This window comes from Pseudoxanthomonas sp. PXM04 (assembly GCF_014851695.1).
GTDB classification, from domain to species: Bacteria; Pseudomonadota; Gammaproteobacteria; order Xanthomonadales; family Xanthomonadaceae; genus Pseudoxanthomonas_A; species Pseudoxanthomonas_A beigongshangi.
This window is the reverse complement of sequence record NZ_JACVAG010000001.1, coordinates 139980-164321: the sequence shown is the minus strand read 5'-3', so window position 1 is coordinate 164321 and position 24342 is coordinate 139980. Positions and strand designations below refer to the sequence as shown.

The window sequence follows — 24342 nt, the reverse complement described above, 5'->3', positions numbered from 1 at the left end:
GGTTCAGCCCCGTTTGACGGCGGGTGCGGCGGCGGGCGCGGCGGCCGGTGGCGTGGTCGCGCCGGCCTCGGTGATCTTCGCGCCGGGCCGCAGCTTGCCGGTACCGTCCACGACGATGCGATCGCCGGCCTTCAGGCCTTCGGTGATCTCCACCCGACCCTCGCGACGGACGCCGGTGCTCACGGTGACCTGCTCCACGCTGCTGTCGGCCTTGACCCGGTAGACGAAGGTGTCGCGGCCCACCTGCACGACGGCGATCTCGGGAATCACCAGCGCCTGCCGCTCCGGCCGGAACAGATTGACGTTGAGCAGCATGCCCGGGCGCAGCGCGCGATCCGGGTTGGCGAACACCGCGCGCACGGTGACCGCGCGGGTGGCGGGATCCACCCGCGCATCGACCGTTTCCACGACGCCCTCGAAGGTGCGCCCCGGCCAGGCGGCGGTGGTTGCGTTGACCGCATCGCCGTTGTCGACCGTGGCCAGCGCCGCTTCCGGCACCTGGAAGTCCACGTACATCCGCGAAACATCGTCGAGGGTGGCGATGACGGTGCTGGCGGTGATCAGCGAGCCCGGGCTGACCTGGCGGATGCCCAGTACGCCGGCGAACGGTGCGCGCACCGTGCGATCGCCGATGTCGGCCTTCATCTGCTGCACGCGCGCTGCGGCGGCGTCGCGCAGGGCCAATTGTGTGTCCAGGGTGGAGCGGGCGACCAGTTGCTGTTCGGCCAGTTCCTTCTGCCGGCGGTACAGGCGGTCGGCTTCGGCGTAGGTGGCCTCGGCCTGCTCCAGCGACGCCTTGGCGGCGTCGCCGCGCAAGGTCACCAGCACCTGCCCGGCCCTGGCGTCCTGGCCGCTTTCGAAGTGCACGTCCTGGACGATTTCGCTGACCTTGGCGGTCAGGGTCACCGACTCGCGCGCCTTGGCGGTGCCCAGCGCCTCCAGGGTGTCGCTCCACGCCGAGAGCTGGGCCACCTGGGTGTTCACCGGCACCGGCCGATCCGCACCCTGCCCGCCTCCGCCCGCGCCGGCGGATTTTTCTCCGCAGGCGGTCAACAGGAACATCGACGCGGCGACGGCCAGCGTCGCCCGGATTCCGGTTCGGCTCAGCATGAAAGTACCGTAATGATCGTTATCACGTGAAGTTTACCTTCACGCCATGAACGAATATGCGTACGGAAGCGTTGACAGGGCTATGACTAACGACCCTTGTGCAGCGTGGTTCGCTAGGTCAATCCCAGTTTTTCCAGGACCCGCAGCGCCAAGTGTTCCGGACTCTCTGCGCCGGCATCCAGCCGCAGGTCGGGATGTTCCGGTGCTTCGTACGGCGAGTCAATGCCGGTGAAGTTGGGAATCAGGCCGGCCCGCGCCTTGCGGTACAGGCCCTTCACGTCGCGTTCCTCCGCGAGCGCCAGCGGCACGTCGACGAAGATTTCCAGGAACTCGCCTTCGCCGAACCGTTCGCGCGCCATCTGCCGCTCGGCCCGGAACGGCGAGATGAAACTGACCAGCACGATCAATCCGGCGTCGGTCATCAGCCTGGCGACCTCGGCCACGCGGCGGATGTTCTCCACCCGGTCCTCGGCGGTGAAGCCCAGATCCCGGTTCAGGCCATGACGCACGTTGTCGCCGTCGAGAATGAAGCTGTGGTAGCCCAGCGCGTGCAGGCGCTTGTCGACCAGGTTGGCCACGGTCGACTTGCCGGCGCCGGACAGGCCGGTGAACCACAGCACCCGCGGCTGCTGGCCCTTGATGCGCGCACGCGCCGCCTTGTCCACGTCCAGGTGCTGCCAGTGCACGTTGCCGGCGCGGCGCAGGGCGAAGTCCAGCGTTCCCATCGCGACCGTGTGGTTGCTCTGCCGGTCGATCAGGATGAAGCCGCCCAGCGCGCGGTTGTCCGCATAGGGTGCGAACGCGATCGGTTCGTCCAGGCTGAGGTTGCAGTAGCCGACCTCGTTGAGTTCCAGCCGCTTGGCCGCCAGGTGCTCCTGGCTGTTGATGTCGACCCGGTGCTTGATCTCGCTGATCGAGGCGGCGACCGTGCGCGTACCGATCTTCAGCCAGTACGGACGTCCGGGCAGCAGCGCGGCGTCGTCCATCCACAGTACGTGCGCGGCGAACTGATCGGCGACCTGTGGCGGATCGCCGGCGGCGGCGATGACGTCGCCGCGGCTGATGTCGATCTCGTCGTCCAGGGTCAGGGTGATCGCTTCGCCGGCACTGGCGAGTTCGCGATCGCCATCCGGCCCGAGCACCCGCGCGACCTTCGAGCGCCGGCCCGAGGGCAGCGCCACGATCGCGTCGCCCGGGCGCACCCGCCCCGCCGCCACGGTGCCGGCGAAGCCACGGAAATTCTGGTCCGGCCGGTTGATCCACTGCACCGGCAGGCGAAACCCACCTTCGGCGCCGGCATCGTCCACCGGCACGCTCTCCAGGTGCTGCAACAGGCTGGGGCCGTCGTACCACGGCGTGCGTGCCGAACGCTCGATCAGGTTGTCGCCTTCCAGCGCGGACAGCGGCACGCACGTCACGTCGGCGATGCCCAGTTGCGCGGCCAGTGCGCGGTAGGCGGTGGCGATGCCGTCGAACACCGCGGGATCGAAGCCGACCAGATCCATCTTGTTGACCGCCAGCACGACGTGGCGGATGCCCAGCAGCGAGACGATATAGCTGTGCCGGCGGGTCTGGGTGAGCAGGCCCTTGCGCGCGTCGACCAGCACCACGGCCAGATCCGCGGTGGACGCGCCGGTGGCCATGTTGCGGGTGTACTGCTCGTGCCCCGGGCAGTCGGCGACGATGAACTTGCGCCGCTCGGTGTCGAAGTAGCGGTAGGCCACGTCGATGGTGATGCCCTGCTCGCGCTCGGCGGCCAGGCCGTCCAGCAGCAGCGCGTAATCGATGTCGCCGCCGCGGGTGCCATGCCGGCGGCTGTCCTTCTCCAGCGCCGCCAGCTGATCATCGAACAACCGCTTGCTGTCGTGCAGCAGGCGACCGATCAGCGTGCTCTTGCCATCGTCGACGCTGCCGCAGGTGATGAAACGCAGCAGCGGCTTGGTTTCGTGCTGGCGCAGGTAGTCGGTGATGCTGGTGTTTTCGGGATTGGGGATTCGGGATTCGGGATTCGCAACAGCGGGCGCTTCCGCCAGCGGATCGCTTCCCGCTTTCCCTAATCCCGAATCCCGGTTTTCAACGGCCGGATGGCCGGTCATCCCCAATCCCGGCTTCATCAGAAGTACCCCTCCAGCTTTTTCTTCTCCATCGACGCGCCCGGATCGTGATCGATCACCCGGCCCTGGCGCTCGGAGGACGTCGCCACCAGCATCTCGGCGATGATCTTTTCCAGGGTATCGGCGTCGGACTCGATCGCGCCAGTGAGCGGGTAGCACCCCAGGGTGCGGAAGCGCACCCTGCGCAGTTGCGGCTGTTCGCCTTCATGCAGCGGCAGGCGTTCGTCGTCCACCAGGATCAGCGCGCCATCGCGTTCCACCACCGGCCGCTCGGCGGCGAAGTACAGCGGCACCACCGGAATGCCCTCGCGATAGATGTAAAGCCAGATGTCCAGTTCGGTCCAGTTGGACAGCGGGAACGCACGCACGCTCTCGCCCTTGTGGATGCGGGCGTTGTAGAGGTTCCAGAGCTCCGGTCGCTGGTTCTTGGGATCCCAGCGGTGGCGATCGTTTCGGAAGGAGAACACGCGCTCCTTGGCGCGCGACTTCTCCTCGTCGCGGCGGGCGCCGCCGATGGCCGCGTCGAAGCCGTATTGGTCCAGCGCCTGCTTCAGGCCCTGGGTCTTCATCACGTCGGTATGCACGGTCGCGCCGTGGCTGATCGGGCCGACGCCCTGGGCGATGCCCTCGGGGTTGATGTGCACCCGCAGATCCACGCCGGTCTCGGCCGCGCGGCGATCCCGGAACGCGATCATCTCGCGGAACTTCCAGCGCGTGTCCACGTGCAGCAGCGGGATGGGCGGGCGGCCCGGCGCGAACGCCTTGAGCAGCAGGTGCAGCAGCACCGAGCTGTCCTTGCCCACCGAATACAGCAGCACGGGATTGCGGAACTCCGCGGCCACCTCCCGGAGGATGTGGATGCTCTCGGCTTCCAGGCGGTCGAGGTGGGACAGGCGGTGTTCGGCGCTCATCAAAACGGGCTGCGGTGCGTGACGGGATGCCGGCGCAAAGCGTACCAGCTACCGCCGTTGCTTCTGCCCCAGGAGGCCAACGAGCATTCCATGCCTCCCCCGCGCCGGGAAATAAGCCAGCGGGATAAGCCCATAACCAGCCGTCCTTTCTGCACGGGACAACGGGTTCCTAACATCGGACTCCCTCCTGCGCAAAGCGATTGCCCGCGATGACCGCTTCCTCCTCCGCACTGGCGCCCAGTCCCCTGGCCGAGGAGCGGCGTGTGCTGCTGGCGCGGCTGGTCGAAGGGCTGGATGCGCCGACCCTTTGGTGGCTGTCCGGCTATACGGCCGGGCTCGCCCAGGGCCAGCACGTGCCCCAACTGGCGGTGCTGCCGGGCGGCCAGGCGCAGGCGGGCCAGCGCCTGACCGTGGTCTACGGCAGCCAGACCGGCAATGCGCGACGCGCGGCCGAGAAGATCGCCCAGGCCGTCGAGGCGGCCGGGTTGCCGGTGCGCCTGTTGCGGGCGGACGCCTATCCGACCCGCGAACTGGCCGGCGAACGCCTGCTGTACGTGGTCATCAGCACCCAGGGCGAAGGCGATCCGCCGGACGATGCCATCGGCCTGGTCGAGTTCCTGTCCGGCCGGCGCGCGCCCAAGCTGCCGGAACTGCGCTACGCGGTGCTCGGCCTGGGCGATTCCAGTTACGCCGATTTCTGCGGCATCGCCCGCCGCCTGGATGCCCGCCTGGCCGAACTGGGTGCCCAGCGCCTGTTCGAACCCGGCCTGGCCGATCTGGACATCGACACGGTGGCCGATCCCTGGCGCACCCAGGCGCTGTCGTCGGCGCGCGAACACCTGAAATCCCACCCCAGCGCCCCGCTGGCCACGGTCACCCCGCTGCGGCCAACGCACGCGGCCTCGCCGTGGTCGCACGAAAAACCCTACTCCGCCGAAGTCCTGCTCAACCAGAACGTCAGCGGCCGCGACTTCAAGGGCAAGGCATTCGGGCGGCATGGCGAACGCGACAAGGACGTGCGCCATCTCGAACTGTCGCTGGCCGGCAGCGGACTGCACTACGAACCGGGCGACGCGCTTGGCATCCGCCATCGCAATCCGGATTCGCTGGTGGAATCGATCCTCCAGGCCACCGCGCTGTCCGGCGATGCCGGGATCGAGCTCCAGGGCGATACGCTGCCGCTGCGCGAGTGGCTGGCCAGCCGTCGCGAACTGACCCGGCTCTCGCGCCCGTTCCTGGCCGAACACGCCGCGCAGGCGCGCGCCGAGGATCTGAACGCGCTGCTGGCGCCGGCGCAGCAGTCCGCGCTCGCCGGCCTGCTCAACACCCATCAGGTCGTCGACGTGCTGCGACGCTGGCCGGCACGCTGGGAAGCGCATGAACTGGTCGCCGCGCTGCGTCCGCTCGCGCCGCGGCTGTACTCGATCGCCTCCAGCCGCAAGCGGGTGGGCGAAGAAGTCCACTTGACCGTGGACGTGCTGGCCTACGAAGCGTTCGGTGAAGCGCATGGCGGCGCGGCCAGCGGGTACCTCGCCGCGCGTGCGGAAGGTGAAGCGGTGCCGGTCTATGTCGAGGCCAACGAACGGTTCCGGGTGCCCGCCGACGGCGCCCGCGACATCCTGATGATCGGTCCCGGCACCGGCATCGCGCCGTTCCGCGGCTTCGTGCAGGAGCGCGCCGAAACCGGCGCGCAGGGCCGCAACTGGCTGTTCTTCGGCGCCCGCCATTTCAACCAGGACTTCCTCTACCAGTCCGAATGGCAGGACGCGCTCCGTGACGGCTCGCTGCACCGGCTGGACCTGGCGTTTTCGCGCGACCAGGCCGACAAGATCTACGTGCAGGACCGCCTGCGCGAACACGCCCGCGAGGTCCATGCCTGGCTGGAAGGCGGCGCCCACTTGTATGTCTGCGGCGCCATCGGCATGGGCAAGGACGTGCACGCCACGCTGCTGGACATCCTCCGCACCCAAGGCGGCCACGACGAAGACACAGCCGCCGAATACCTGACCCGACTGCAATCGGAAGGCCGCTACTGTCGTGATGTGTATTGAAACGGGGATTGGTGATTCGGGATTGGGGATTCGTGAAAGCCCGTCCCGTTCCTGATTTCTCCGATCTCCTGCTGCGCTCTTGCGAATCCCGAATCACCAATCCCGAATCCCGGCCCCCACCCATGTCCCACTCCGTAGAAGACATCAAATCCGAAAGCCGTCGCCTGCGGGGCAGCCTGCTGGAGAGCCTGGCCGACCCGGTGACCGGCGCGCTGCGCGAGTCGGACCAGACCCTGATCAAGTACCACGGCAGTTACCAGCAGGACGATCGCGATCTGCGCGACGAGCGCCGGCGGCAGAAGCTGGAACCGGCCTACCAGTTCATGATCCGGACCCGCACGCCCGGCGGCGTGGTCACGCCCGAGCAATGGCTGAAACTCGACGCGATCGCCACCCGCTACGCCAACCACTCGCTGCGGGTCACCACCCGCCAGGCATTCCAGTTCCATGGGGTGATCAAGCGCGAACTGAAGGCGACCATGCAGGCAATCAACGCGGCGCTGATTGACACGCTGGCCGCCTGCGGCGACGTCAACCGCAACGTGCTGGTCGCGGCCAACCCGCTGCTGTCGAAGGCGCATGCGCAGGTGCAGTCCTGGGCGGCGCGCCTGTCCGAGCACCTGCTGCCCAATACCCGCGCGTACTACGAAATCTGGCTGGACGAGGAACGCGTGGCCGGCAGCGGCGAGGAGGAGGAGCCGGTCTATGGCGCCACTTACCTGCCGCGCAAGTTCAAGATCGGGTTCGCGGTTCCGCCGCTCAACGATGTCGACGTGTTCGCCAACGACCTGGGCTTCATCGCCATCCTGGAGGACGGCGAGCTGGTCGGCTTCAACCTGGTCATCGGCGGCGGCATGGGCGCGACCCACGGCGACGCCGCGACGTATCCGCGCATCGGCAACGTGGTCGGCTTCCTGCCACCGGAGAAACTGCTGGACGTGGCGACCGCGGTGGTCACCACCCAGCGCGATTTCGGCAACCGCGAACTGCGCAAGCGCGCCCGCTTCAAGTACACCATCGATGATCACGGCCTGGAGGCGATCGTCGGTCAGATCGAGGCCCGCTCCGGCCATGCGCTCCAGCCCGCGCGCGCGTGGCACTTCGATCACAACGGCGACCGCTATGGCTGGGTCGAGGGCGAGGATGGCCGCTGGCACCTGACCCTGCACTTCTTCGCGGGGCGCATCGCCGACACCGCGCAGGCCACGCACCTGACCGGCCTGCGCGAGATCGCCGGCATCCACCGTGGCGAGTTCCGGCTCACTCCCAACCAGAACCTGGTCATCGCCGGTGTGCCGGCCGGCGAGCGCGAGCGCATCGACGCGCTCGTGCGCGCGCATGGCCTGGACGACGGCCGCCGCGCCGGCACCGCGCTGGCGCGTGCGGCGGTCGCCTGCGTCGCCCTGCCGACCTGCGGCCTGGCCATGGCCGAAGCCGAGCGCTACCTGCCCGACTTCACCGCCCGCCTGGAGCCACTGCTGGATCGGCACGGCCTGCGCGATGCGCCCATCCTGCTGCGCATCTCCGGCTGCCCCAACGGCTGCTCGCGTCCCTACCTGGGCGAAATCGCGCTGGTCGGCAAGGCGCCCGGCCGCTACAACCTGATGCTCGGCGCGGATCACCGCGGCCAGCGCCTCAACACGCTGTACCGCGAGAACATCACCGAAGCGGAAATCCTGGAAGCGCTGGATCCGCTGCTGGCCCGCTACGCGCGCGAGCGCGAGGCCGACGAGGGATTCGGCGATTTCCTGCACCGCAGCGGCATCGTCGCCCTGCCGCCCTACCCCACCCATCGACAGATCGCCCTGGAACTGCACGCATGAGCGCGCCGCAAACCGCACCGCTGCCCGAAGCCACCGAAGACATCTCCGCCATCAACGCGCGCCTGGAAGCGCAGCCGGCCGAAGCGCGGGTGCGCTGGGCCCTGGCCAATGGTCCGGCGCAGGCGGCGATGTCCTCCAGTTTCGGCGCGCAGGCGGCGGTGCTGCTGCACATGCTGACCCGCCAGCAACCGGACATCCCGGTGATCCTGATCGATACCGGTTACCTGTTTCCCGAGACCTACCGGTTCGCCGACGAACTGACCGAACGGCTCAAGCTCAACCTCAAGGTGTTCCGTCCGCTGGTCAGCCGCGCCTGGATGGAGGCGCGCCACGGCCGCCTGTGGGAACAGGGCCTGGTCGGCATCGAGCAGTACAACAACCTGCGCAAGGTCGAACCGATGCGGCGCGCGTTGGCCGAACTGGACGTCGGCACCTGGTTCACCGGCCTGCGCCGCAGCCAGGCCAGCACCCGCGCCAACGCGCCCGTCGTCGAGTGGCGCGGCGCCCGCCTGAAGGTCAATCCAATTGCCGACTGGACCGATCGCGAAGTCTGGCAGTACCTCAAGCAACACGATCTTCCCTACCACCCGCTGTGGGAACAGGGCTACGTCTCCATCGGCGATTTCCACACCACCACCCGCTGGGAACCCGGCATGCGCGAGGAGGACACGCGCTTCTTCGGCCTCAAGCGCGAATGCGGCCTGCACCTGGACATCTGACCGGGAGTTTCGGGCCATCGGTTGCTGACCGGCGACGCCGGCCGCGCACCGTCACGTCGATGGCAGGGATCGGCGCGAGGGCCGCCGCCGGCGCCGCCGCCTGATACGGCCCATCCGGCCCCGGGCGGTTTCCGTCGCCCGAATCCGGCTTCCGTCGCCGGCCCCCTTCCCCGCCGGCGCCGGCCGGCTATGCTCCGCGGCAATCCAACACCGATGGATCCGCCGTGTTCGCCAGCCTGTTCTTCATCATCCGCATCTTCGCCGCCTGGTCCGGCGTGCTCCTGCTCGCCGGCCTGATCTGGGCCGGTACCTTCAATGTCGTCACCGGCAACGACGATGCACCCGGACCGGTGTTCGCCCTGCTGGCGCTGCTGGTCGCGCTGTCGGTGGTCATCAGCACCTTCTCGCACCTGCGCCGGGTCAGCCTGGTCGCCGGCCGGCTGGATCACGACACCCTGTCCAACCGCCAGCACCGCCGGATCGAGATTCCGCTGGAGGCCGACGAAGCCTTCCTGCTGGTCGAATCGGCGGTGCGCGAACTGCCGCGGGTGGAGGAACTGGAAAGCGCGCGCGACAGCCTGCAGGTCAAGGCCAAGCTCAAGCGCGTGGATCCCTATGGCAACGACCGCCCGGCGCGATACAACGTGTTCAACTGGTTCAGCACCAAGCGCAACCAGATCCTCGCCACCGTCACGCCGGGCGCCGGCAGTTGCAGCGTGTCGCTGCTGTGCGAGCCCGAAGCCAGCACCTGGAGCGACCTGCTGAAGGTGGACAACGGCACCAACCTGGAAAACGCCGAAGCCATCGTCCGTGCGATCGCACGCCGGATCGGCGAGCGCCGGCGCGAGGAAAAGGCCGACACCGTGCAGACCGTCACCGAGAAGGAATTGACGGTGGCCAAGCTCAACCTGCTGCAGGCGCAGGTGGAACCGCACTTCCTCTACAACACCCTGGCCAGCGCGCAGGTACTGACCCGCACCGATCCCGCCCGCGCCGATCTCATGCTCGGCCACCTCATCCAGTACCTGCGCCGCTCCCTGCCCCGCGCCGAGAATGCCGTCTCCACCCTGGGCGAGGAAGCCGAGCGCGCCGAGGCCTACCTGGAGATCCTGAAGATCCGGATGGGCAATCGCCTCAACACCCAGGTGGAGATTCCGGAGGCGCTGCGCGATGTCGCGATGCCCTCGATGATGTTGCAGACGCTGGTTGAGAACGCCATCAAGCACGGCCTGGAGCCCAAGCCCGGCGGCGGCACCATCTGGATCATCGCGCGCGAACAGGAAGGCCAGGTGGCGATCACCGTCGCCGACGACGGCCAGGGCTTCGGCAACCAGACCGGTGGCACCGGCATCGGCCTGAAGAACCTGCGCGAACGCCTGCGCCTGACCTACGGCGGCAATGCCTCGTTCGCCATCATCTCCAACTTCCCGCAGGGCGTGGCCGCCACCCTCAACCTGCCGTCCAAGCCGGCCGGAGTCGCCCGTCATGCCTAAGGCCGTGATCGCCGAAGACGAGGAACTGCTGCGCACCGCGCTGGCGTCGCTGCTGCGCGACACCTGGCCGCAACTGGAACTGGTCGCCGAATGCGAGGATGGCGCCTCCGCGCTGGAAGCCATCGCCGAGCACCAGCCCGACGTGGCGTTCCTGGACATCCGCATGCCGGGCCTGACCGGGCTGGAAGTCGCCACCGCGATGACCGAGGCCAGTCCCGCGACCCAGATCGTGTTCGTCACCGCCTATGACCAGTACGCCATCGGCGCATTCGAACAGGGCGCGGTGGACTACCTGCTCAAGCCAATCACCCGCGAGCGCCTGGCCACCACCGTCCAGCGCCTGCAGCAGCGCAGCGGTCACCATCCCGACGCGGCCACGCTGGCGGCCCTGCTCAAGCAGCTCGGCGACCAGTTGCCCGCCGCCGGCAAACCGCCGCTGGTCTGGATCACCGCCAACACCGGCAAGGAAACCCGGCTGATCCTGATCGACGATGTCGCCTACTTCCGCGCCGACAACAAGTACACGGTGGTGATGACCGCCGAAGGCGAGGCGCTGCTGCGCACGCCGCTGCGCGAACTGCTGGAGGCGCTGGATCCGCGGACCTTCAAGCAGATCCATCGCTCCACCATCGTCAACCTGAAGGCGGTCGCCTCGATCACCCGCGACGATGTCGGACGCGGCGTGCTTCGCCTGCGCAACCGCCCCGAAACGCTGCTGGTCAGCCAGCCCTTCATGTCCCTGTTCCGCGGCATGTGAACGCCGCTCCCCATCGTTCGTCGAGGCCCGCCATGCGCATCATCGTCACCGCCATGTCCTTCCTGCTGAGCCTGGTCGGCTGCCAGGACAAACCGTCCGTGACCTCCGTGGTGCGCAGCGAGGCCAACGGCGTGGAGCTGATCCACAGCCGCAGTGTCATCCGCGCCGGCGAGGGCCTGTTCCGCTGCAGGGCCAGCGCCACAGGCAAATGCCACTACCTGATCGTCGCGACGGACGAATGCCGCGCCGGCGAAAGCTGCCCGCCGCGCAAGTTGCAGGCATTCGTCCTGGACGTCGGCGGCGAAAGCCGCATCGACAACCTGCCGCGCGGGGTACGGACCTGCGTGGATCGCGAACGCGAACCCGACGCGGCGACCTGCCTGGACTAGCGGCGCGCGCCGCTCAATGCACGTGGCGGATTACCGTCTTGCCGCCGCAGCCGATGCACTTGCGATAGATCTCGCCGCGCCGGTTCAACCGTGGCCGCGACATCAGCCCACCGCAACCGCAGCGGCGCTCCCGCCCCAGTGCCCAGCGGTACAGTCGCCAGCTGGAATGCAGTGCCCAGGCGGTGCCCAGCACGATCGCCGCCAGGAACGACAGCGACGCGGTGCGCCCGCTGCTGAAACCGCTGAACGCGGTCTGGGTGCGGGCCACCGTCTCGGCCACGACGAAACCACCGGCGGCGATCACCACCGCCGGCGCGTACATGCGCAGCACCATCCGGGAGATCATCTTCATCGCTCGTCCCTCAGGGAACCAGTGGCCGGTGGCCGTAGCTGAGCACGCGGGAAAGCTTCCACTGCCCGCCTTCGAGTTTCCAGACCTGGCTGAAACCTGCCATCCCGACCGCCTTCTCGGGGCCATCGCCCTTGCGTTCGTGAAACCGGTGCTCGCCGATTTCCATCGCGCCGTAGCCGGGAATCGGATCCACCTGCAACGAGGATTCGATCAGTTCCCGGCGCGAACGCCATGCATCCGGTGCCTTCCAGGCCGCGCAATTCTTCTCGATGACGGCGATGAAGTCGGCGGCCGAGCGTGACACCACGCCGCCCTTGTCGTGATAGAACTCCAGGTCATCGGCCAGCATCGGCTTCAGCGCCTCGATGTCGCAGGTTTCGAAGGTGATCGCGAACAGGGCGAGATCCTGTTCGCGGATGATCCGCTTCAGTTCCTCCGGTGCGGGCAAGGTCAGCTGGCCGGCGGCCGGTTCGGCGGAAAGGGCGGGCAGGCCGAACGCCAGGAGGATTGCCGGAAGGATTGCCGGAAGGATCGCGATGCGCATGTCGATGTCCTTTTCGAATCAGTGCGGGAGTATGCGATCCCGCCACCGGCGCCGGTAGTCCCGCCGTCGTCAGGTGGTGATGGTCTGGGTCAGGGATTCCCAGGTGGGCGGTGTCGGCCAGTCGGCGACCTGGTTGCCGTCCAGTACCCGCCGCAGATCGCGCCGGTCCACCTGCGGCGCCAGGGCATGCACCAGCTCCAGCGCGTAATCGCGCAGCACGCGCTCGCGCGGCAGCACGGCCCAGGCCACGCATTCCTTGATCTCCGGCGGGGCCGGCCACGCGCGCAGGTCGGTGTCGCCACTGCCGATCGCCATTTCCGCCAGCAGGCCGACGCCAAGGCCGGCGCGCACGTAGGTCTTGATGAGATCCGCATCCAGCGCGGTCACGGCGATGGTCGGCTCCAGCCCCACGCTGGCGAACGCGCGCTGCAGCGAGGAACCCGGTCGGGTCGAGGAGTCGTAGCTGACCAGCGGCAGGTCGACCAGCTCGCGGATGCTCGGCGCGGCCCCGTCGCGATCCAGCGCATGGCCGCGCGGCACCAGCACCAGCCGGCGCCAGCGGTACAGCGGCACCGCGATGCCGCCCTGCGGCTCGTCGCCGGCGGTGCTGATCACCGCGATGTCGGCATCGCCCTGGCTCAGCAGATCCAGCGCGGTGCTCTCGGCGGCGTGCTGCAGGTGCACGCTGACCTGCGGGTAGGCCCGCTTGATCCGGGCGACGGCCGGCGGCAGCACGAAGCGCGCCTGGGTATGGGTGGTGGCCAGGATCAGCTGGCCCTGGCTCTCGCGACGCTGGTTGGCCGCGTAGGTGCGGATGTTGTTGGCTTCGGCCAGCACCGCGCGCGCGCGCTCGATGACTTCCTCGCCCGCCGGGGTCACCGATTCCAGGCTGCGTCCCTTGCGCACGAACAGCAGGAAGCCCAGTTCGTCCTCCAGTTGCTTGAGCTGCTTGGACAGGCCCGGCTGGGTGGCATGCACGCGGGCCGCCGCCAGCGTGATGTTGAGGTCGGCATCGGCGATCGCCACCAGGTAGCGAAGTTGGGTCAGCGTCATCGGAATCCGTCTCGGAAGCGCCGCGGCGGGCGGCGCAGGGGGAGCGAGGACTGTAGAGGATTTTCCCGGACCGTAACGCCGGTGGCTTATAACCGCAAGGCATGTCCGATCCGGCGCAAGTTATTTCCTTGTGCCGCTGTGCCAAAGCTACGGTCATGAGCCTCGAACCAGATGCTCCGCCGTGGCCACCCTGTTCCCTCTTTTCGTCGATCTGCATGACCGTCCGGTGCTGGTGGTGGGGGGCGGCGAGGTCGCCGAACGCAAGGTGCAGGCGTTGCGCGAAGCCGGCGCCCGCATCCACGTGCAGGCACCCGCGCTGACCCCGGCCCTGCAGTTGCTGGCCGACACCGGCCTGATCGGCTGGGATCCCGGCACCTTCCGCGCCGGGGCACTCGACGGCGTCTGGCTGGTCATCGCCGCCACCGACGACGCGACGGTCAACCGCGCCGTCGCCGATGCCGCCAGCCGCCGCCGGGTGTTCGCCAACGTGGTCGACGACGCGCTGCTGTCCAGCTTCCACGTGCCGGCGGTGGTCCGCCGCGGCGATCTGCAGGTCGCGGTGTCCAGCGGGGGCGGCACGCCGATGGTGGCCCGCCACCTGCGACGCCAGCTGGAAACCTGGCTGGATGACTCCTGGGGCGCGCTGACCGCGCTGCTGGCGCGCGAACGCGGCCGCATCCGCGCGCGCTTTCCGGAAACCGGCGCGCGCCGCCGTTTCTTCGAACGCCTGTTGGCAGGCCCGTTGCCGCGGCTGCTGCGGCAGCGGCGGACGGAGCAGGCCGAACGCGCGCTCGCCGACGCCCTGGCGGCGCCTGTTTCGCCGCCGCGGGGTTCGGTGGTCCTGGTCGGCGCGGGTCCGGGCGATCCCGGCCTGCTGACCCTCGCCGGCCTGCGCGCGCTCAACGAGGCCGACGTGATCCTGCACGACCGCCTGGTCAGCGACGAAGTGCTGCAGCTGGCGCGCCGCGACGCGCTGCGGGTGGAGGTCGGCAAATCGGCGCAGGGCCACAGCGTGCGCCAGGAAAGCATCCATGCGTTGATGCTCGAACATGCGCGGGCCGGCCGCCGGGTGGTGCGGCTGAAGGGTGGCGACCCGTTCGTGTTCGGCCGCGGCGGCGAGGAACTGGAGTTCCTGCGCGGGCACCGGATTCCCTACGAGGTCGTCCCCGGCATCACCGCGGCGGTGGCCTGCGCGGCCTACGCCGGCATCCCGCTCACCCACCGGGACCACGCCCAGTCGGTGCGGCTGGTGACCGCCCACTGCCGGGACTCGCTGGATACCCTCGACTGGGCCGCGCTGGCGCGGGGCCGGCAGACCCTGGCGTTCTACATGGGCGTGGCCGGGCTGGAAACCGTACAGGCGCGACTTTCCGCCGAAGGGTGTCCGGACCGGACGCCATTCGCGTTGATTGAAAGTGGGTCGCGCGCCGAACAGCGCGTGATCACCGGCCGCCTGGACGGGCTGGCGCGGACCGCACGCCATCACCAGGTGCGATCACCCGCCCTGCTCATCCTCGGCGAGGTCGCCGGCCTGGCCGATGCCCTGCACTGGTTCGGACCCGCGCCGCTGGCCGCGCCACCACATCCCGATGACCTGGCGGCGGCCACACTCCCGCACGCCGCCTGACTTCCCTTCTCCAGGAGATTCCCTCATGCCCATCCACGACAGCATCCTCGACACCATCGGCCGCACGCCGGTGGTCAAACTTCACCGCGTCGCGCCTTCGCACGTCGAGCTGTACGCCAAGGTGGAGTCGTTCAATCCCGGCGGTTCGGTCAAGGATCGCCTGGCGCTGGCGATCGTCCTGGATGCCGAGGCCAAGGGCCTGCTCAAACCGGGCGACACGATCGTCGAAGCCACCTCCGGCAACACCGGCGTGGCATTGGCGATGGTCGCCGCCGCACGCGGCTACAAGTTCGTCGCCACCATGGCCGAAACCTTCTCCATCGAGCGCCGCAAGCTGATGCGCGCCTATGGCGCCAAGGTCATCCTGACCCCCGCCGCGGAACGCGGCAGCGGCATGGTTCGCCGGGCCGAGGAACTGGCGAAGAAGCACGGCTGGTTCCTCGCCCGCCAGTTCGCCAATCCGGCCAATCCCGCCTACCACCGGCAGACCACCGCGGCGGAAATCCTGCGCGATTTCGCCGGCCGCCGGCTGGATCACTTCGTCACCGGCTGGGGTACCGGCGGCACCCTCACCGGCGTGGGCGAGGTGCTGCGCGTGGCCCGTCCGGAAGTGCGCATCACCGCCTCCGAGCCGGCCGGCGCGTCGCTGCTGCAGGGCAAGGAATGGGCGCCGCACAAGATCCAGGGCTGGACCCCGGATTTCGTGCCGGAAGTGCTCAACCGCGAAGTATTCGACGAACTGCTGACGGTGGACGATGCCAGCGCCATCGCCACCTCGCGGCGGCTGGCCGCCGAGGAAGGCATCTTCGTCGGCATCTCCGCCGGCGCCACCGTCGCCGCCGCCTTGCAGGTGGCGGAAAAGGCCAGCGAAGGTTCGGTCATCCTGGCGGTGCTGCCGGATACCGGCGAACGCTACTTCTCCACCCCGTTGTTCGAGGGCGTCAACGAAGGCTCCGACGACGAGTGGCTGGCCTCGCTGGGCTGAGCCGGCGTTGAGACGGCGGCGATCCGGGCACGGATCGTCGCCGGTGCGTGTCCCGGTACGCCGCATATCAACGTCCGTGGCTCTCGTCGATGCCGGAAGGTGCCCGCGCATGCATCCGGCGCGAACATCGGCACATCGGTTCCCGTCCCGGACAATCCTGTTATGACGCCGCCGGTTGCGGCGGCTTCGGGCGCGTTGCTAGGCTCGGCATGGTCCATCGCCTGGAGGTCCGCCATGAAGCTGGCCGGTTCGCTGCTGCTGTCGTCGCTGTTCCTCGTCTCCGGCATCGCGGCTGCCGCGCGGTCCTCGCCGCCAACACCACCGGCAAGCTACTTCGACAACACCGGCCGCGACGACGTGTTGTCCGGCGGCGCGCGCATGATTCCGATCCACACGCCCGCCGGCGACTTCAAGGTCTGGACCAAGCGGGTCGGCAACAATCCGCGCATCAAGCTGCTACTGCTGCATGGCGGTCCAGGCGCCACCCACGAATACTTCGAGGCCTTCGACAGCTTCCTGCCGGCCGCCGGCATCGAGTACTACTACTACGACCAGCTCGGTTCGGCCTACAGCGACCAACCCGATGACCCGCGCCTGCTGGACACCGCGCGTTTCGTCGAGGAAGTGGAGCAGGTCCGCCAGGCGCTCAAGCTGGACGGGAGCAACTTCTATCTGCTTGGGCATTCCTGGGGCGGCATCCTGGCGATGGAATACGCGCTCAAATATCCGCAGCATCTCAAGGGCCTGATCATCTCCAACATGATGTCCAGCATTCCCGCGTACAACGACTACGCGCACAAGGTGCTGGAACCGAAGATGGATCCCGCCGCGCTGGCCGAGATCAAGCAACTGGAGAAGGACAAGCGCTTCGACGATCCGCGCTACATGGAATTGCTGTTGCCGCATTACGAAGCGCACGTCCTGCGCATGCCGGCCGCGCAGTGGCCGGAACCGGTCAACCGCTCATTCGCCCACATCAACAAGAAGGTCTACGTACCGATGCAGGGTCCGAGCGAACTGGGTGCCAGCGGCATCCTCGCCGACTGGGACCGCACCGCCGACCTGGGAAAGATCCCCGTACCCACCCTCGTCATCGGCGCGCGCCACGACACCATGGATCCGGCCTACATGGAGATGATGAGCAAGCGGCTGCCGAAAGGTCGCTACCTGTTCTGCCCGGAAGGCAGCCACATGGCGATGTACGACGACCAGAGCACCTACGTGAACGGGCTGATCGATTTCCTGCGCGATACCGACGCGGGTCGTTGATCGATTCCCCGTTCCTGTGGGAGCGACGTGAGTCGCGAAATCCTGACTGACGGTGCCATCGCGAATCGCGACTTACGTCGCTCCAACAGGCAAGCGTCAATCCTCGTACAACTCCAGCGGCAACCCGTCCGGGTCCGCGAAGAAGGTGAAACGCCGGTCGGTGAACTCGTCCACCCGGATCGGTTCCACCGCCACGCCATGCGCTTCCAGATGGGAGACCGCGGCATCCAGGTCCGCCACCCGCAGCGCCAGATGACGCAGGCCGCACGCTTCGGGCCGCGACACCCGCGCTGGCGGCGAGGGAAACGAAAACAATTCGATCCGGGTGCGCTCGTCCACCCGCAGATCCAGCTTCCAGGAATCGCGCGCCTCGCGGTAGTGCTCCGCGATCACGTCCAAGCCCAGCACCTCGGTATAGAAGCGCCGCGAGCGTCCATAGTCCGAAGCGATGATGGCGACGTGGTGGATACCGAGCAGTTTCATGGACATCATTCTATCCCTGCATCCTGTAGGAGCGACGTGAGTCGCGACCGCTCGCCGCGATCACGATGCAGGAGCGACGCAAGTCGCGCCCCAATCCAGTGCCAGGCATGCGGTCGCGACTCATGTCGCTCCTACAATGAGGTGATGCCCGCTAATGCGCCGCTGCCGCATCCGCGCCCGCCGACCCACCGGCCGGATGCTTGCCGCTCTGCATCAGCAGCACCAACGGCATGGACACCAGGGTCAACAGCATCATCAGCTTGAAGTCGTTGAGATAGCCAATCGCCGCGGATTGCCGCATCACCTCGGCGTTGAGCAGCGCCGCGCCGCTCACGGTATCCGGATTCCACATCGGCGGCAGCAGCGTGGTCTCGGCGCCGAAGGCGGGTATGCGCGCGCTGATCTCCGCGTGGTTTATCTGGCCGGCGCGCGACAGCAACGTCATCACCACCGAGATGCCCACCGACGAGCCGATGTTGCGGACCAGACTGAACAAGCCGGCCGCTTCGGTGCGCTGGTGCGGTTCCAGCGTCGCATAGGCGACCGTGGAAATAGGCACGAACACCAATCCCAGTCCCAGGCCCTGGATCACGCCCAGCCAGACAATCGACGACATCGACGCGGTCGGACCGAATTGGGTCATGCCATGCAGCGAGAGCACCATCAGGCCCATGCCGACCAGGATCGGGCCACGCGCATCCACCCGTCCCAGCAGGCGCCCGACCACCATCATGCTCAGCATGGTGCCGACGCCGCGCGGCGCCAGCACCAGACCGATGGTCAGCACCGGGTAGTTCATCAGCGTGCTCAGGTACGGTGGCAGCAGCGCGAGCGTGGCGAACAGCACGATGCCGACAATGAAGATTAGCGCGCAGCCGACCGCGAAGTTGGCGTTCTTCAGCAGGCCGAGATCCAGCAGCGCGTGCTCGCGGTGGCGCCACCACCACAGCGCATACATGTACAACGCCAGGAACGCCAGCGCCGCTTCGATCTGGATTTCCAGGCTGCCGAACCAGTCCTCGCCCTGTCCGCGATCCAGGAACAGCTGCAACGCGCCGATGCCCAGCGCCAGCAGGCCCAGGCCGATGCCGTCCAGCGGGCGCTCGTGCGGCTGGTCCTTCTTCACGCTGGCCAGAATGCCGATGAGCGCGAGGATGCCGATCGGCAGGTTGATCAGGAATACCCAGTGCCAGCTGTAGTTCTGGGTCAGGAAACCGCCCAGCGGCGGGCCGAGGATCGGGCCGACCATGATGCCCATGCCCCACATTGCCATCGCCGCGCCATGCTTTTCCTTGGGGAATGAATCCAGCAGCAGCGACTGCGAGATCGGCACCAGCGAGGCGCCGAACACACCTTGCAGCACGCGGTAGAACACCATTTCGCCGATGCCGGTGGCGATGCCGCACAGCAACGAGGCGACGGTGAATCCGCCCACCGCGATGATCAGCAGGCGCCGGCGTCCCAGCCGACCAGCCAGCCAGCCGGTGACGGGAGTCAGGATCGCGGCGGCCACGATATAGCTGGTCAACACCCACGATACCTGGTCCTGGGTGGCCGACAGCGAGCCCTGCATGTCCGGCAGCGCGACGTTGGCGATGGTGGTGTCCAGCGCCTGCATCAGCGTGGCCAGCATCACCGACACCACCAGCAGGGTGCGGTTGCCGTTCGCGTTGTCGTTCTTCAATCGGCTGATCATGGCGTCACCGGCCTGGCACGGGGCGGCGCGCGCACGCGCCGCGCCATGGAGAATCAGAGGTCATCCCGGAGCGCCGCGGAACCCTTCGCGACTCCACCACAGCGCCGCTATGCGGTCCGCAGACGCCCGGAATGACGGTAACAAACAGCTTGCTTCAGCGCGCCGCGGTGGCCTTGCCGGCATGGCCGCCGCCGTCGGGATCGCGCAGATCGACCTCCACGTCGGCGCTCATGCCGGCGCGCAGTTGCGGGGCGTCCCTGCGATCGGCGCCGTCGATTTCGAGGCGGACCGGAATGCGCTGCACGATCTTGACCCAGTTGCCGGTGGCGTTCTGCGGCGGCAGCACGCTGAACTCGGCGCCGGACGCCGGCGCGATCGAGGCGACGTGCGCCTTCCACTTCACGCCCGGATAGGTATCCACTTCGACGGTCGCCTGCTGGCCGACGTGCATCCGGGTCAACTCGGTTTCCTTGAAGTTGGCTTCCACCCATATCGGGTTGGTGGCGACCAGCGGCATCGCGGTCTGGCCGACGTTGATGTATTCGCCCACCTGCAGATCGTGCAGGCCGACGATGCCATCGACCGGCGCGCGCACTTCGGCGTGCGCCAGGTCCAGTTTGGCCTTGGCCAGCATCGCCATCGCGCCGCGATAGCCCGGCAGATCCTGCAGCGGGGTATGCGAATCGCCGCTCAGCGCCGCGTTGGCTTCGGATTCGGATGCGATCGCGTCGGCCAGATCGGTCTTCGCTTCCGCCACGGCGTGACGCGCGTCGTCGAGCATCTTGCGTGAGACCAGTTGCTGGCCGGCGAGCTGCTGCATGCGCGCGAGGTCGCGCTGCGCCCAGGCCAGGGTTTCGCGCTTGGCCGCGACCGAAGTGCCGGCGCCGGTCACCTTGGCGCGGCTCGCGCTGGTGGTGTTGGCGACATAGGCCAGGGTCGCCTCGTTCTGCGCCAGCGCAATCTGCAGCGGTTCGGGGTCGATGCGGAACAGCAGATCGCCCTTCTTCACCACCTGGTTCTGGCTGACCGCCACTTCCACCACCCGGCCGCCGACCTGCGGCGCGATGAGGATGCGTTCGGCCTTGATGTAGGCGTTGTCGGTGCCGACCTGGCGGTTGGATACCACCCATTCCCAGGCAAAGAAACCGATGACCGCGGCCGGTGCGGCGATCCACAGCCAGACCGGCACGCGCCGGCGCTTGGGAGATGCGGGAGTGGCCACCTGCTCGGCGGCGGCATTGATCTTGGTGGTCATGGGGGGCGGGGTCAGGACTTGCGAAGGGAGGACTCGCCGCGGCTGGCGCGGTCGAGCTGGGAAAGGGTTTCGCGGATCTGGCCCAGCACCTGCAGGGTGATCCGCAGGTCATCGGGCGCGACTTCGGCCAGGCTGTCCTCACGCAGACCGGTGGCCACGTCCTCGATCAGATCCATCAGTTCGTTCGATTGCGGCGACAGGTGCAGCCGCCAGCAACGGCGATCGTTGGGATCGTTGCGACGCTCGACGAAGCCGGCCTTCTGCAGCCGATCGACCACCCGGCCGACCGCGATCGGCTCCATGTCCATCACGTCGGCCAGCGCCGCCTGGGTCAGGCCTTCGTTCTGGTGGATGCGCTTGAGCGCGCGCCACTGGACCCGGGTCAGGCCCAGGTGCGCGGCACGCCGATCGAACACCCGCCCATACAGGCGGCTGAGGTCGGCAATCAGGTAGCCGAGGGAAGCGGGATTACAGGACTCGCTCATGGCTGCCTATGATATAGCTGCCTAGGCAACAATATAGAGGGATGGCAGTTTTCTTGAACGGCCGTTCAGTTTGGAGCGCCCTCGCTGGCCGGCGATTGCCGGGGAGGGAAAAGCAAAACGCCGGCGCGTGGCCGGCGTTTTGGACTTTCTGGACTCTCGTTTCGCCGAACAAGCTCGGCGCTACGGGCTCAGCCTTCCCACTTGCCAAGGGCGGCCAGGCCGTTGTCCTTGGCGCGGGCGTAGACCGTGGACTGGGCTTTGGCGAAGTTGCCCTTCAGATCCTCGGACCACAGCTTCAGCGCCGCCTGCTGCATGGCGCGGCCATACGAGAACGACAGCGGCCACGGCAGCGCGCCGAGGCGGTTCATCGCGTCGAGGTGCGCGGTGGCGTCCTCGTCGCTCTGCCCGCCGGACAGGAACACGATGCCCGGTAGGATCGCCGGCACGGTGCTCTTCAGGCACATCACGGTGGATTCGGCCACTTCCTCAACGTCGGCCTGATCCGGGCAGTCCTTGCCGGGCACGACCATCGAGGCCTTCAGGATGGTGCCTTCCAGCAGCACGTTGTGCTCGTACAACGCGGCGAACAGCGAACGCAGCACCGCTTCAGTCACTTCGTAGCAGGTCTGGATGTCGTGTTCGCCATCCATCAGCACTTCCGGCTCCACCATCGGCACCAGTCCGGCTTCCTGGCACAGCGCGGCATAGCGGGCCAGCGCGTGCGCGTTCGCTTCGATGCAGGTGCCGGTCGGGATGTCCTCGCCGATGTTGATCACCGCGCGCCACTTGGCGAAGCGGGCGCCCAGCGCGTAGTACTCCTTCAGGCGATCACGCAGGCCGTCCAGGCCCTCGGTCACGACTTCGCCGGGGCAACCGGCCAGCGGGTGGGTGCCCTTGTCGACCTTGATGCCCGGGATGATGCCGTGCTGGGCCATGTACTTGGCGAACGGCACGCCGTCCTTGGTGGACTGGCGGATGGTCTCGTCGTACAGGATGGCGCCGGAAATGTAGTCGCTCAGCTTGGGCGTGGTGAGCAGCAGTTCGCGATAGGCGCGGCGGTTTTCCTCGGTGTTCTCAATGCCCACCCCGGCGAAGCGCTTGGCGATGGTGCTGGTGGATTCGTCGATCGCGATGATGCCCTTGCCCGCGGCCACCATGGCCTGGGCGGTTTCGGCAAGCTGTTCGATGCTCATGTGGGTCCTGGAGGAGCGGCGGGAAAGATACCAATTATAGCCCAATCACGGGAACAGCTTTGGGCCACCGGAATTTGCAAACGGTTACAAGCATGGCGTAACAACGGAGTGACGATTCAGTCCGGAGCGGACTCCTCCGCTTCCAGTCGGCCATAACGCCAGCGGTGCACGGATCCGGCTCTCGAACACGGGCTCGTGCGGCCGCGCCAGCGCCAGGCGTGCCAGCTTGTCGGCAAACAGCCAGGCCCAACCAGATCGCATCGCCCTGGTATGTGCCATCGCGCATGGCAATCATCAGGCCGGGAATCATCAGCAACAGGGAAGCGGAGAACCACACCACGACGGCACGAATCGCGACGCACAGCAGCGTATAGGCATTGGTCCTGGTCATGAACTCCGCTTCCATTCTCCGGGCGGGAGCGTGCGGCCTCGCCCGAATGGAAGGCAATTACAACTCGCCCAGCCCTTCGGCCTGTCCCTGCATGCCAATCTGCAGCAGGCGCAGGGTGTTGGTGGCGCCGTGCTTTTCCATGTGGTCGCCGCTGGTGAAGATGATGCGGTCGCCTTCGGACAGCAGCTTGCGGTCGTACAGGCAGCGCATCGCCTCGCGCGCGGCTTCGCGTGGCGCCAGGCCACGGCTGTCGAACGCGATCGGGAACACGTCGCGCATCATCGCCATCCGCCGGCGCGCGCCGTCGTGGCGCGAGAAGGCATAGACCGGTGCCCGCGCGCGGAACCGCGACAGGTAACGTGCGGTGCCGCCGGATTCGGTCATCGCGACGATCGCGCGCACGCCGATGTGCTCGGTCAGGAACATCGCGGCCATCGCGATGGCCTGGTCGGCGCGCGCCAGATCGCGCGGCGCCTTCTCGAAATCGGTATCGGTCTCGAACTGCTTTTCCGCACCCAGGCAGATGCGCGCCATCGCCTCGACCGCCTTGACCGGATAGCTGCCGGCCGCGGTTTCCGCCGACAGCATCACCGCGTCGGTGCCGTCGATGACCGCGTTGGCCACGTCCAGTACTTCGGCTCGGGTGGGAATCGGGTTGTCCACCATCGACTGCAACATCTGGGTGGCGGTAATCACCACGCGATTGCGGGCCAGCGACTCGCGGATGATCTTCTTCTGCAGGCCGGGCAGCTCGGCGTCGCCGATCTCCACGCCCAGGTCGCCACGCGCGACCATCACCACGTCGCTCGCCTCGACGATCTCGGCCAGGTTCTCGATCGCCTCGGTGCGCTCGATCTTGGACACCAGCGCGGCATCGCTGCCATGCTCGCGTGCGATGCGGCGCGCTTCGTTCATGTCCTCGGCATTGCGGCAGAACGACACCGCGATGAAGTCGACGCCAATCTCGGCGACGATGGCGATGAGTTCCTTGTCGCGCTCGGTCAGCGCGCCCAGCGACAGGCCGCCACCGAGCTTGTTCAAGCCCTTGCGATCGGACAGCACGCCATCGTTGAGCACGGTGGTGATGATGCGCTCGCCTTCCACCTGCTCCACCCGCAGCTGCATCAGGCCGTCATCGAGCAGCAGGGTGTCGCCGTGGGTCACGTCTCCGGGCAGCCCCAGGTAACTCACGCCCACCTGCGAGACATCGCCAGCCGGCGCACTGGCATTGGCGACCAGATCGAAACGCGCGCCGGCCTTGAGCACGACCTTGCCCTCGGCGAAACGCTCGATGCGGATTTTCGGCCCCGGCAGGTCGGCGAGGATGCCGACTTCGGCACCGGCACGTTGCGCGGCGGCGCGAACCGCGGCGGCGCGCTTGGCCTGGCCGGAAGGATCCCCGTGGGAGAAATTCAGGCGGACCACGTTGACGCCGGCACGGAACAGCTCGTCAAGCACGCCCGGCGGATCGGTGGCCGGTCCGAGGGTGGCGAGGATCTTGGTGCGGCGCTGGCGTTCGATCATTGGTGCGTTTCCCTGAATTGGCGCAAACGCTACCACACCGCACGGGCACTGCAATGATCCACGCGGACAGGTGGCGTACCGCGCGTCGGCAGGTGCGGCGCGAGCCTGCGCGGGATCC

21 protein-coding genes are annotated in these 24342 nt (G+C 67.8%); 9 read left to right on the top strand and 12 right to left on the bottom strand.

Annotated elements, in window-relative coordinates:
- Positions 1 to 3: 3 nt before the first annotated feature.
- The 3 genes from IB228_RS00810 to cysD all read right to left on the bottom strand — a co-directional run bounded on the left by IB228_RS00810 (position 4) and on the right by cysD (position 4135).
- The gene (locus IB228_RS00810) at positions 4 to 1110 is read right to left on the bottom strand and encodes an efflux RND transporter periplasmic adaptor subunit (RefSeq protein ID WP_192197306.1); all 1107 of its coding nucleotides are present in this window, start codon (positions 1108 to 1110) and stop codon (positions 4 to 6) included.
- 113 nt (positions 1111 to 1223) lie between these two features.
- The gene (gene cysN, locus IB228_RS00805) at positions 1224 to 3206 is read right to left on the bottom strand and encodes a sulfate adenylyltransferase subunit CysN (RefSeq protein WP_192197829.1); all 1983 of its coding nucleotides are present in this window, start codon (positions 3204 to 3206) and stop codon (positions 1224 to 1226) included.
- 17 nt (positions 3207 to 3223) lie between these two features.
- Positions 3224 to 4135 carry a sulfate adenylyltransferase subunit CysD gene (gene cysD / locus IB228_RS00800; RefSeq protein WP_192197305.1) on the bottom strand — a complete coding sequence of 304 codons (912 nt, stop codon included), beginning with the start codon at positions 4133 to 4135 and terminating at the stop codon, positions 3224 to 3226.
- 209 nt (positions 4136 to 4344) lie between these two features.
- Here cysD and IB228_RS00795 point away from each other — a divergent pair, with 209 nt between their 5' ends.
- The 6 genes from IB228_RS00795 (at position 4345) to IB228_RS00770 (ending at position 11367) form a co-directional block, all read left to right on the top strand.
- The gene (locus tag IB228_RS00795; RefSeq protein WP_192197304.1) at positions 4345 to 6186 is read left to right on the top strand and encodes an assimilatory sulfite reductase (NADPH) flavoprotein subunit; all 1842 of its coding nucleotides are present in this window, start codon (positions 4345 to 4347) and stop codon (positions 6184 to 6186) included.
- Positions 6187 to 6308: 122 nt separating this feature from the next.
- Positions 6309 to 8009, top strand: coding sequence for an assimilatory sulfite reductase (NADPH) hemoprotein subunit (gene cysI, locus IB228_RS00790; RefSeq protein WP_192197303.1), 1701 nt, complete (start codon positions 6309 to 6311; stop codon positions 8007 to 8009).
- Positions 8006 to 8728: a phosphoadenylyl-sulfate reductase gene (locus IB228_RS00785; protein ID WP_192197302.1), complete on the top strand. Its 723-nt coding sequence runs from the start codon at positions 8006 to 8008 to the stop codon at positions 8726 to 8728. Before cysI ends, IB228_RS00785 begins: the two co-directional genes overlap by 4 nt.
- Positions 8729 to 8952: 224 nt before the next feature.
- On the top strand, positions 8953 to 10221 hold the full coding sequence (locus IB228_RS00780) for a histidine kinase (protein WP_192197301.1): 1269 nt from the start codon (positions 8953 to 8955) through the stop codon (positions 10219 to 10221).
- Positions 10214 to 10978 carry a LytTR family DNA-binding domain-containing protein gene (locus IB228_RS00775; RefSeq protein WP_183644229.1) on the top strand — a complete coding sequence of 255 codons (765 nt, stop codon included), beginning with the start codon at positions 10214 to 10216 and terminating at the stop codon, positions 10976 to 10978. The genes IB228_RS00780 and IB228_RS00775 overlap by 8 nt, the downstream gene beginning before the upstream one ends.
- A gap of 32 nt (positions 10979 to 11010) precedes the next feature.
- On the top strand, positions 11011 to 11367 hold the full coding sequence (locus IB228_RS00770; RefSeq protein WP_183644232.1) for a hypothetical protein: 357 nt from the start codon (positions 11011 to 11013) through the stop codon (positions 11365 to 11367).
- A 13-nt stretch (positions 11368 to 11380) separates the two neighbouring features.
- Here the strand turns inward: IB228_RS00770 and IB228_RS00765 are convergent, their stop codons facing one another.
- From IB228_RS00765 to IB228_RS00755, 3 genes are all read right to left on the bottom strand, one after another.
- The gene (locus tag IB228_RS00765; protein ID WP_192197300.1) at positions 11381 to 11719 is read right to left on the bottom strand and encodes a hypothetical protein; all 339 of its coding nucleotides are present in this window, start codon (positions 11717 to 11719) and stop codon (positions 11381 to 11383) included.
- A gap of 10 nt (positions 11720 to 11729) precedes the next feature.
- Entirely contained in the window at positions 11730 to 12263 is a 534-nt protein-coding gene (locus IB228_RS00760; protein ID WP_192197299.1) for a nuclear transport factor 2 family protein, read from the bottom strand.
- A gap of 69 nt (positions 12264 to 12332) precedes the next feature.
- Positions 12333 to 13316: a LysR family transcriptional regulator gene (locus tag IB228_RS00755; protein WP_141453949.1), complete on the bottom strand. Its 984-nt coding sequence runs from the start codon at positions 13314 to 13316 to the stop codon at positions 12333 to 12335.
- Positions 13317 to 13497: 181 nt separating this feature from the next.
- Here IB228_RS00755 and cysG point away from each other — a divergent pair, with 181 nt between their 5' ends.
- The 3 genes from cysG (at position 13498) to IB228_RS00740 (ending at position 17197) form a co-directional block, all read left to right on the top strand.
- A complete protein-coding gene (cysG, locus tag IB228_RS00750) occupies positions 13498 to 14943 on the top strand; it encodes a siroheme synthase CysG (protein WP_192197298.1) in 1446 nt (481 codons plus the stop codon).
- A 25-nt stretch (positions 14944 to 14968) separates the two neighbouring features.
- Positions 14969 to 15928 (top strand): cysteine synthase A, encoded by a 960-nt coding sequence (cysK, locus tag IB228_RS00745; RefSeq protein WP_141453951.1) that lies wholly within the window; start codon positions 14969 to 14971, stop codon positions 15926 to 15928.
- Positions 15929 to 16162: 234 nt separating this feature from the next.
- A complete protein-coding gene (locus IB228_RS00740; protein WP_192197297.1) occupies positions 16163 to 17197 on the top strand; it encodes a proline iminopeptidase-family hydrolase in 1035 nt (344 codons plus the stop codon).
- Between the two features lie 96 nt (positions 17198 to 17293).
- Here IB228_RS00740 and IB228_RS00735 read toward each other — a convergent pair whose 3' ends face one another.
- From IB228_RS00735 to pyk, 6 genes are all read right to left on the bottom strand, one after another.
- The gene (locus IB228_RS00735; RefSeq protein WP_225562237.1) at positions 17294 to 17680 is read right to left on the bottom strand and encodes a VOC family protein; all 387 of its coding nucleotides are present in this window, start codon (positions 17678 to 17680) and stop codon (positions 17294 to 17296) included.
- Between the two features lie 151 nt (positions 17681 to 17831).
- Positions 17832 to 19376: an MDR family MFS transporter gene (locus IB228_RS00730; RefSeq protein ID WP_192197295.1), complete on the bottom strand. Its 1545-nt coding sequence runs from the start codon at positions 19374 to 19376 to the stop codon at positions 17832 to 17834.
- Positions 19377 to 19530: 154 nt separating this feature from the next.
- The gene (locus IB228_RS00725; RefSeq protein WP_192197294.1) at positions 19531 to 20631 is read right to left on the bottom strand and encodes an HlyD family secretion protein; all 1101 of its coding nucleotides are present in this window, start codon (positions 20629 to 20631) and stop codon (positions 19531 to 19533) included.
- Between the two features lie 11 nt (positions 20632 to 20642).
- Entirely contained in the window at positions 20643 to 21116 is a 474-nt protein-coding gene (locus tag IB228_RS00720) for a MarR family transcriptional regulator (protein WP_183644254.1), read from the bottom strand.
- Positions 21117 to 21304: 188 nt separating this feature from the next.
- Positions 21305 to 22309: a class I fructose-bisphosphate aldolase gene (locus tag IB228_RS00715; RefSeq protein ID WP_183644257.1), complete on the bottom strand. Its 1005-nt coding sequence runs from the start codon at positions 22307 to 22309 to the stop codon at positions 21305 to 21307.
- Between the two features lie 448 nt (positions 22310 to 22757).
- On the bottom strand, positions 22758 to 24224 hold the full coding sequence (gene pyk / locus IB228_RS00710; protein WP_183644263.1) for a pyruvate kinase: 1467 nt from the start codon (positions 24222 to 24224) through the stop codon (positions 22758 to 22760).
- Between the last annotated feature and the right edge of the window lie 118 nt (positions 24225 to 24342).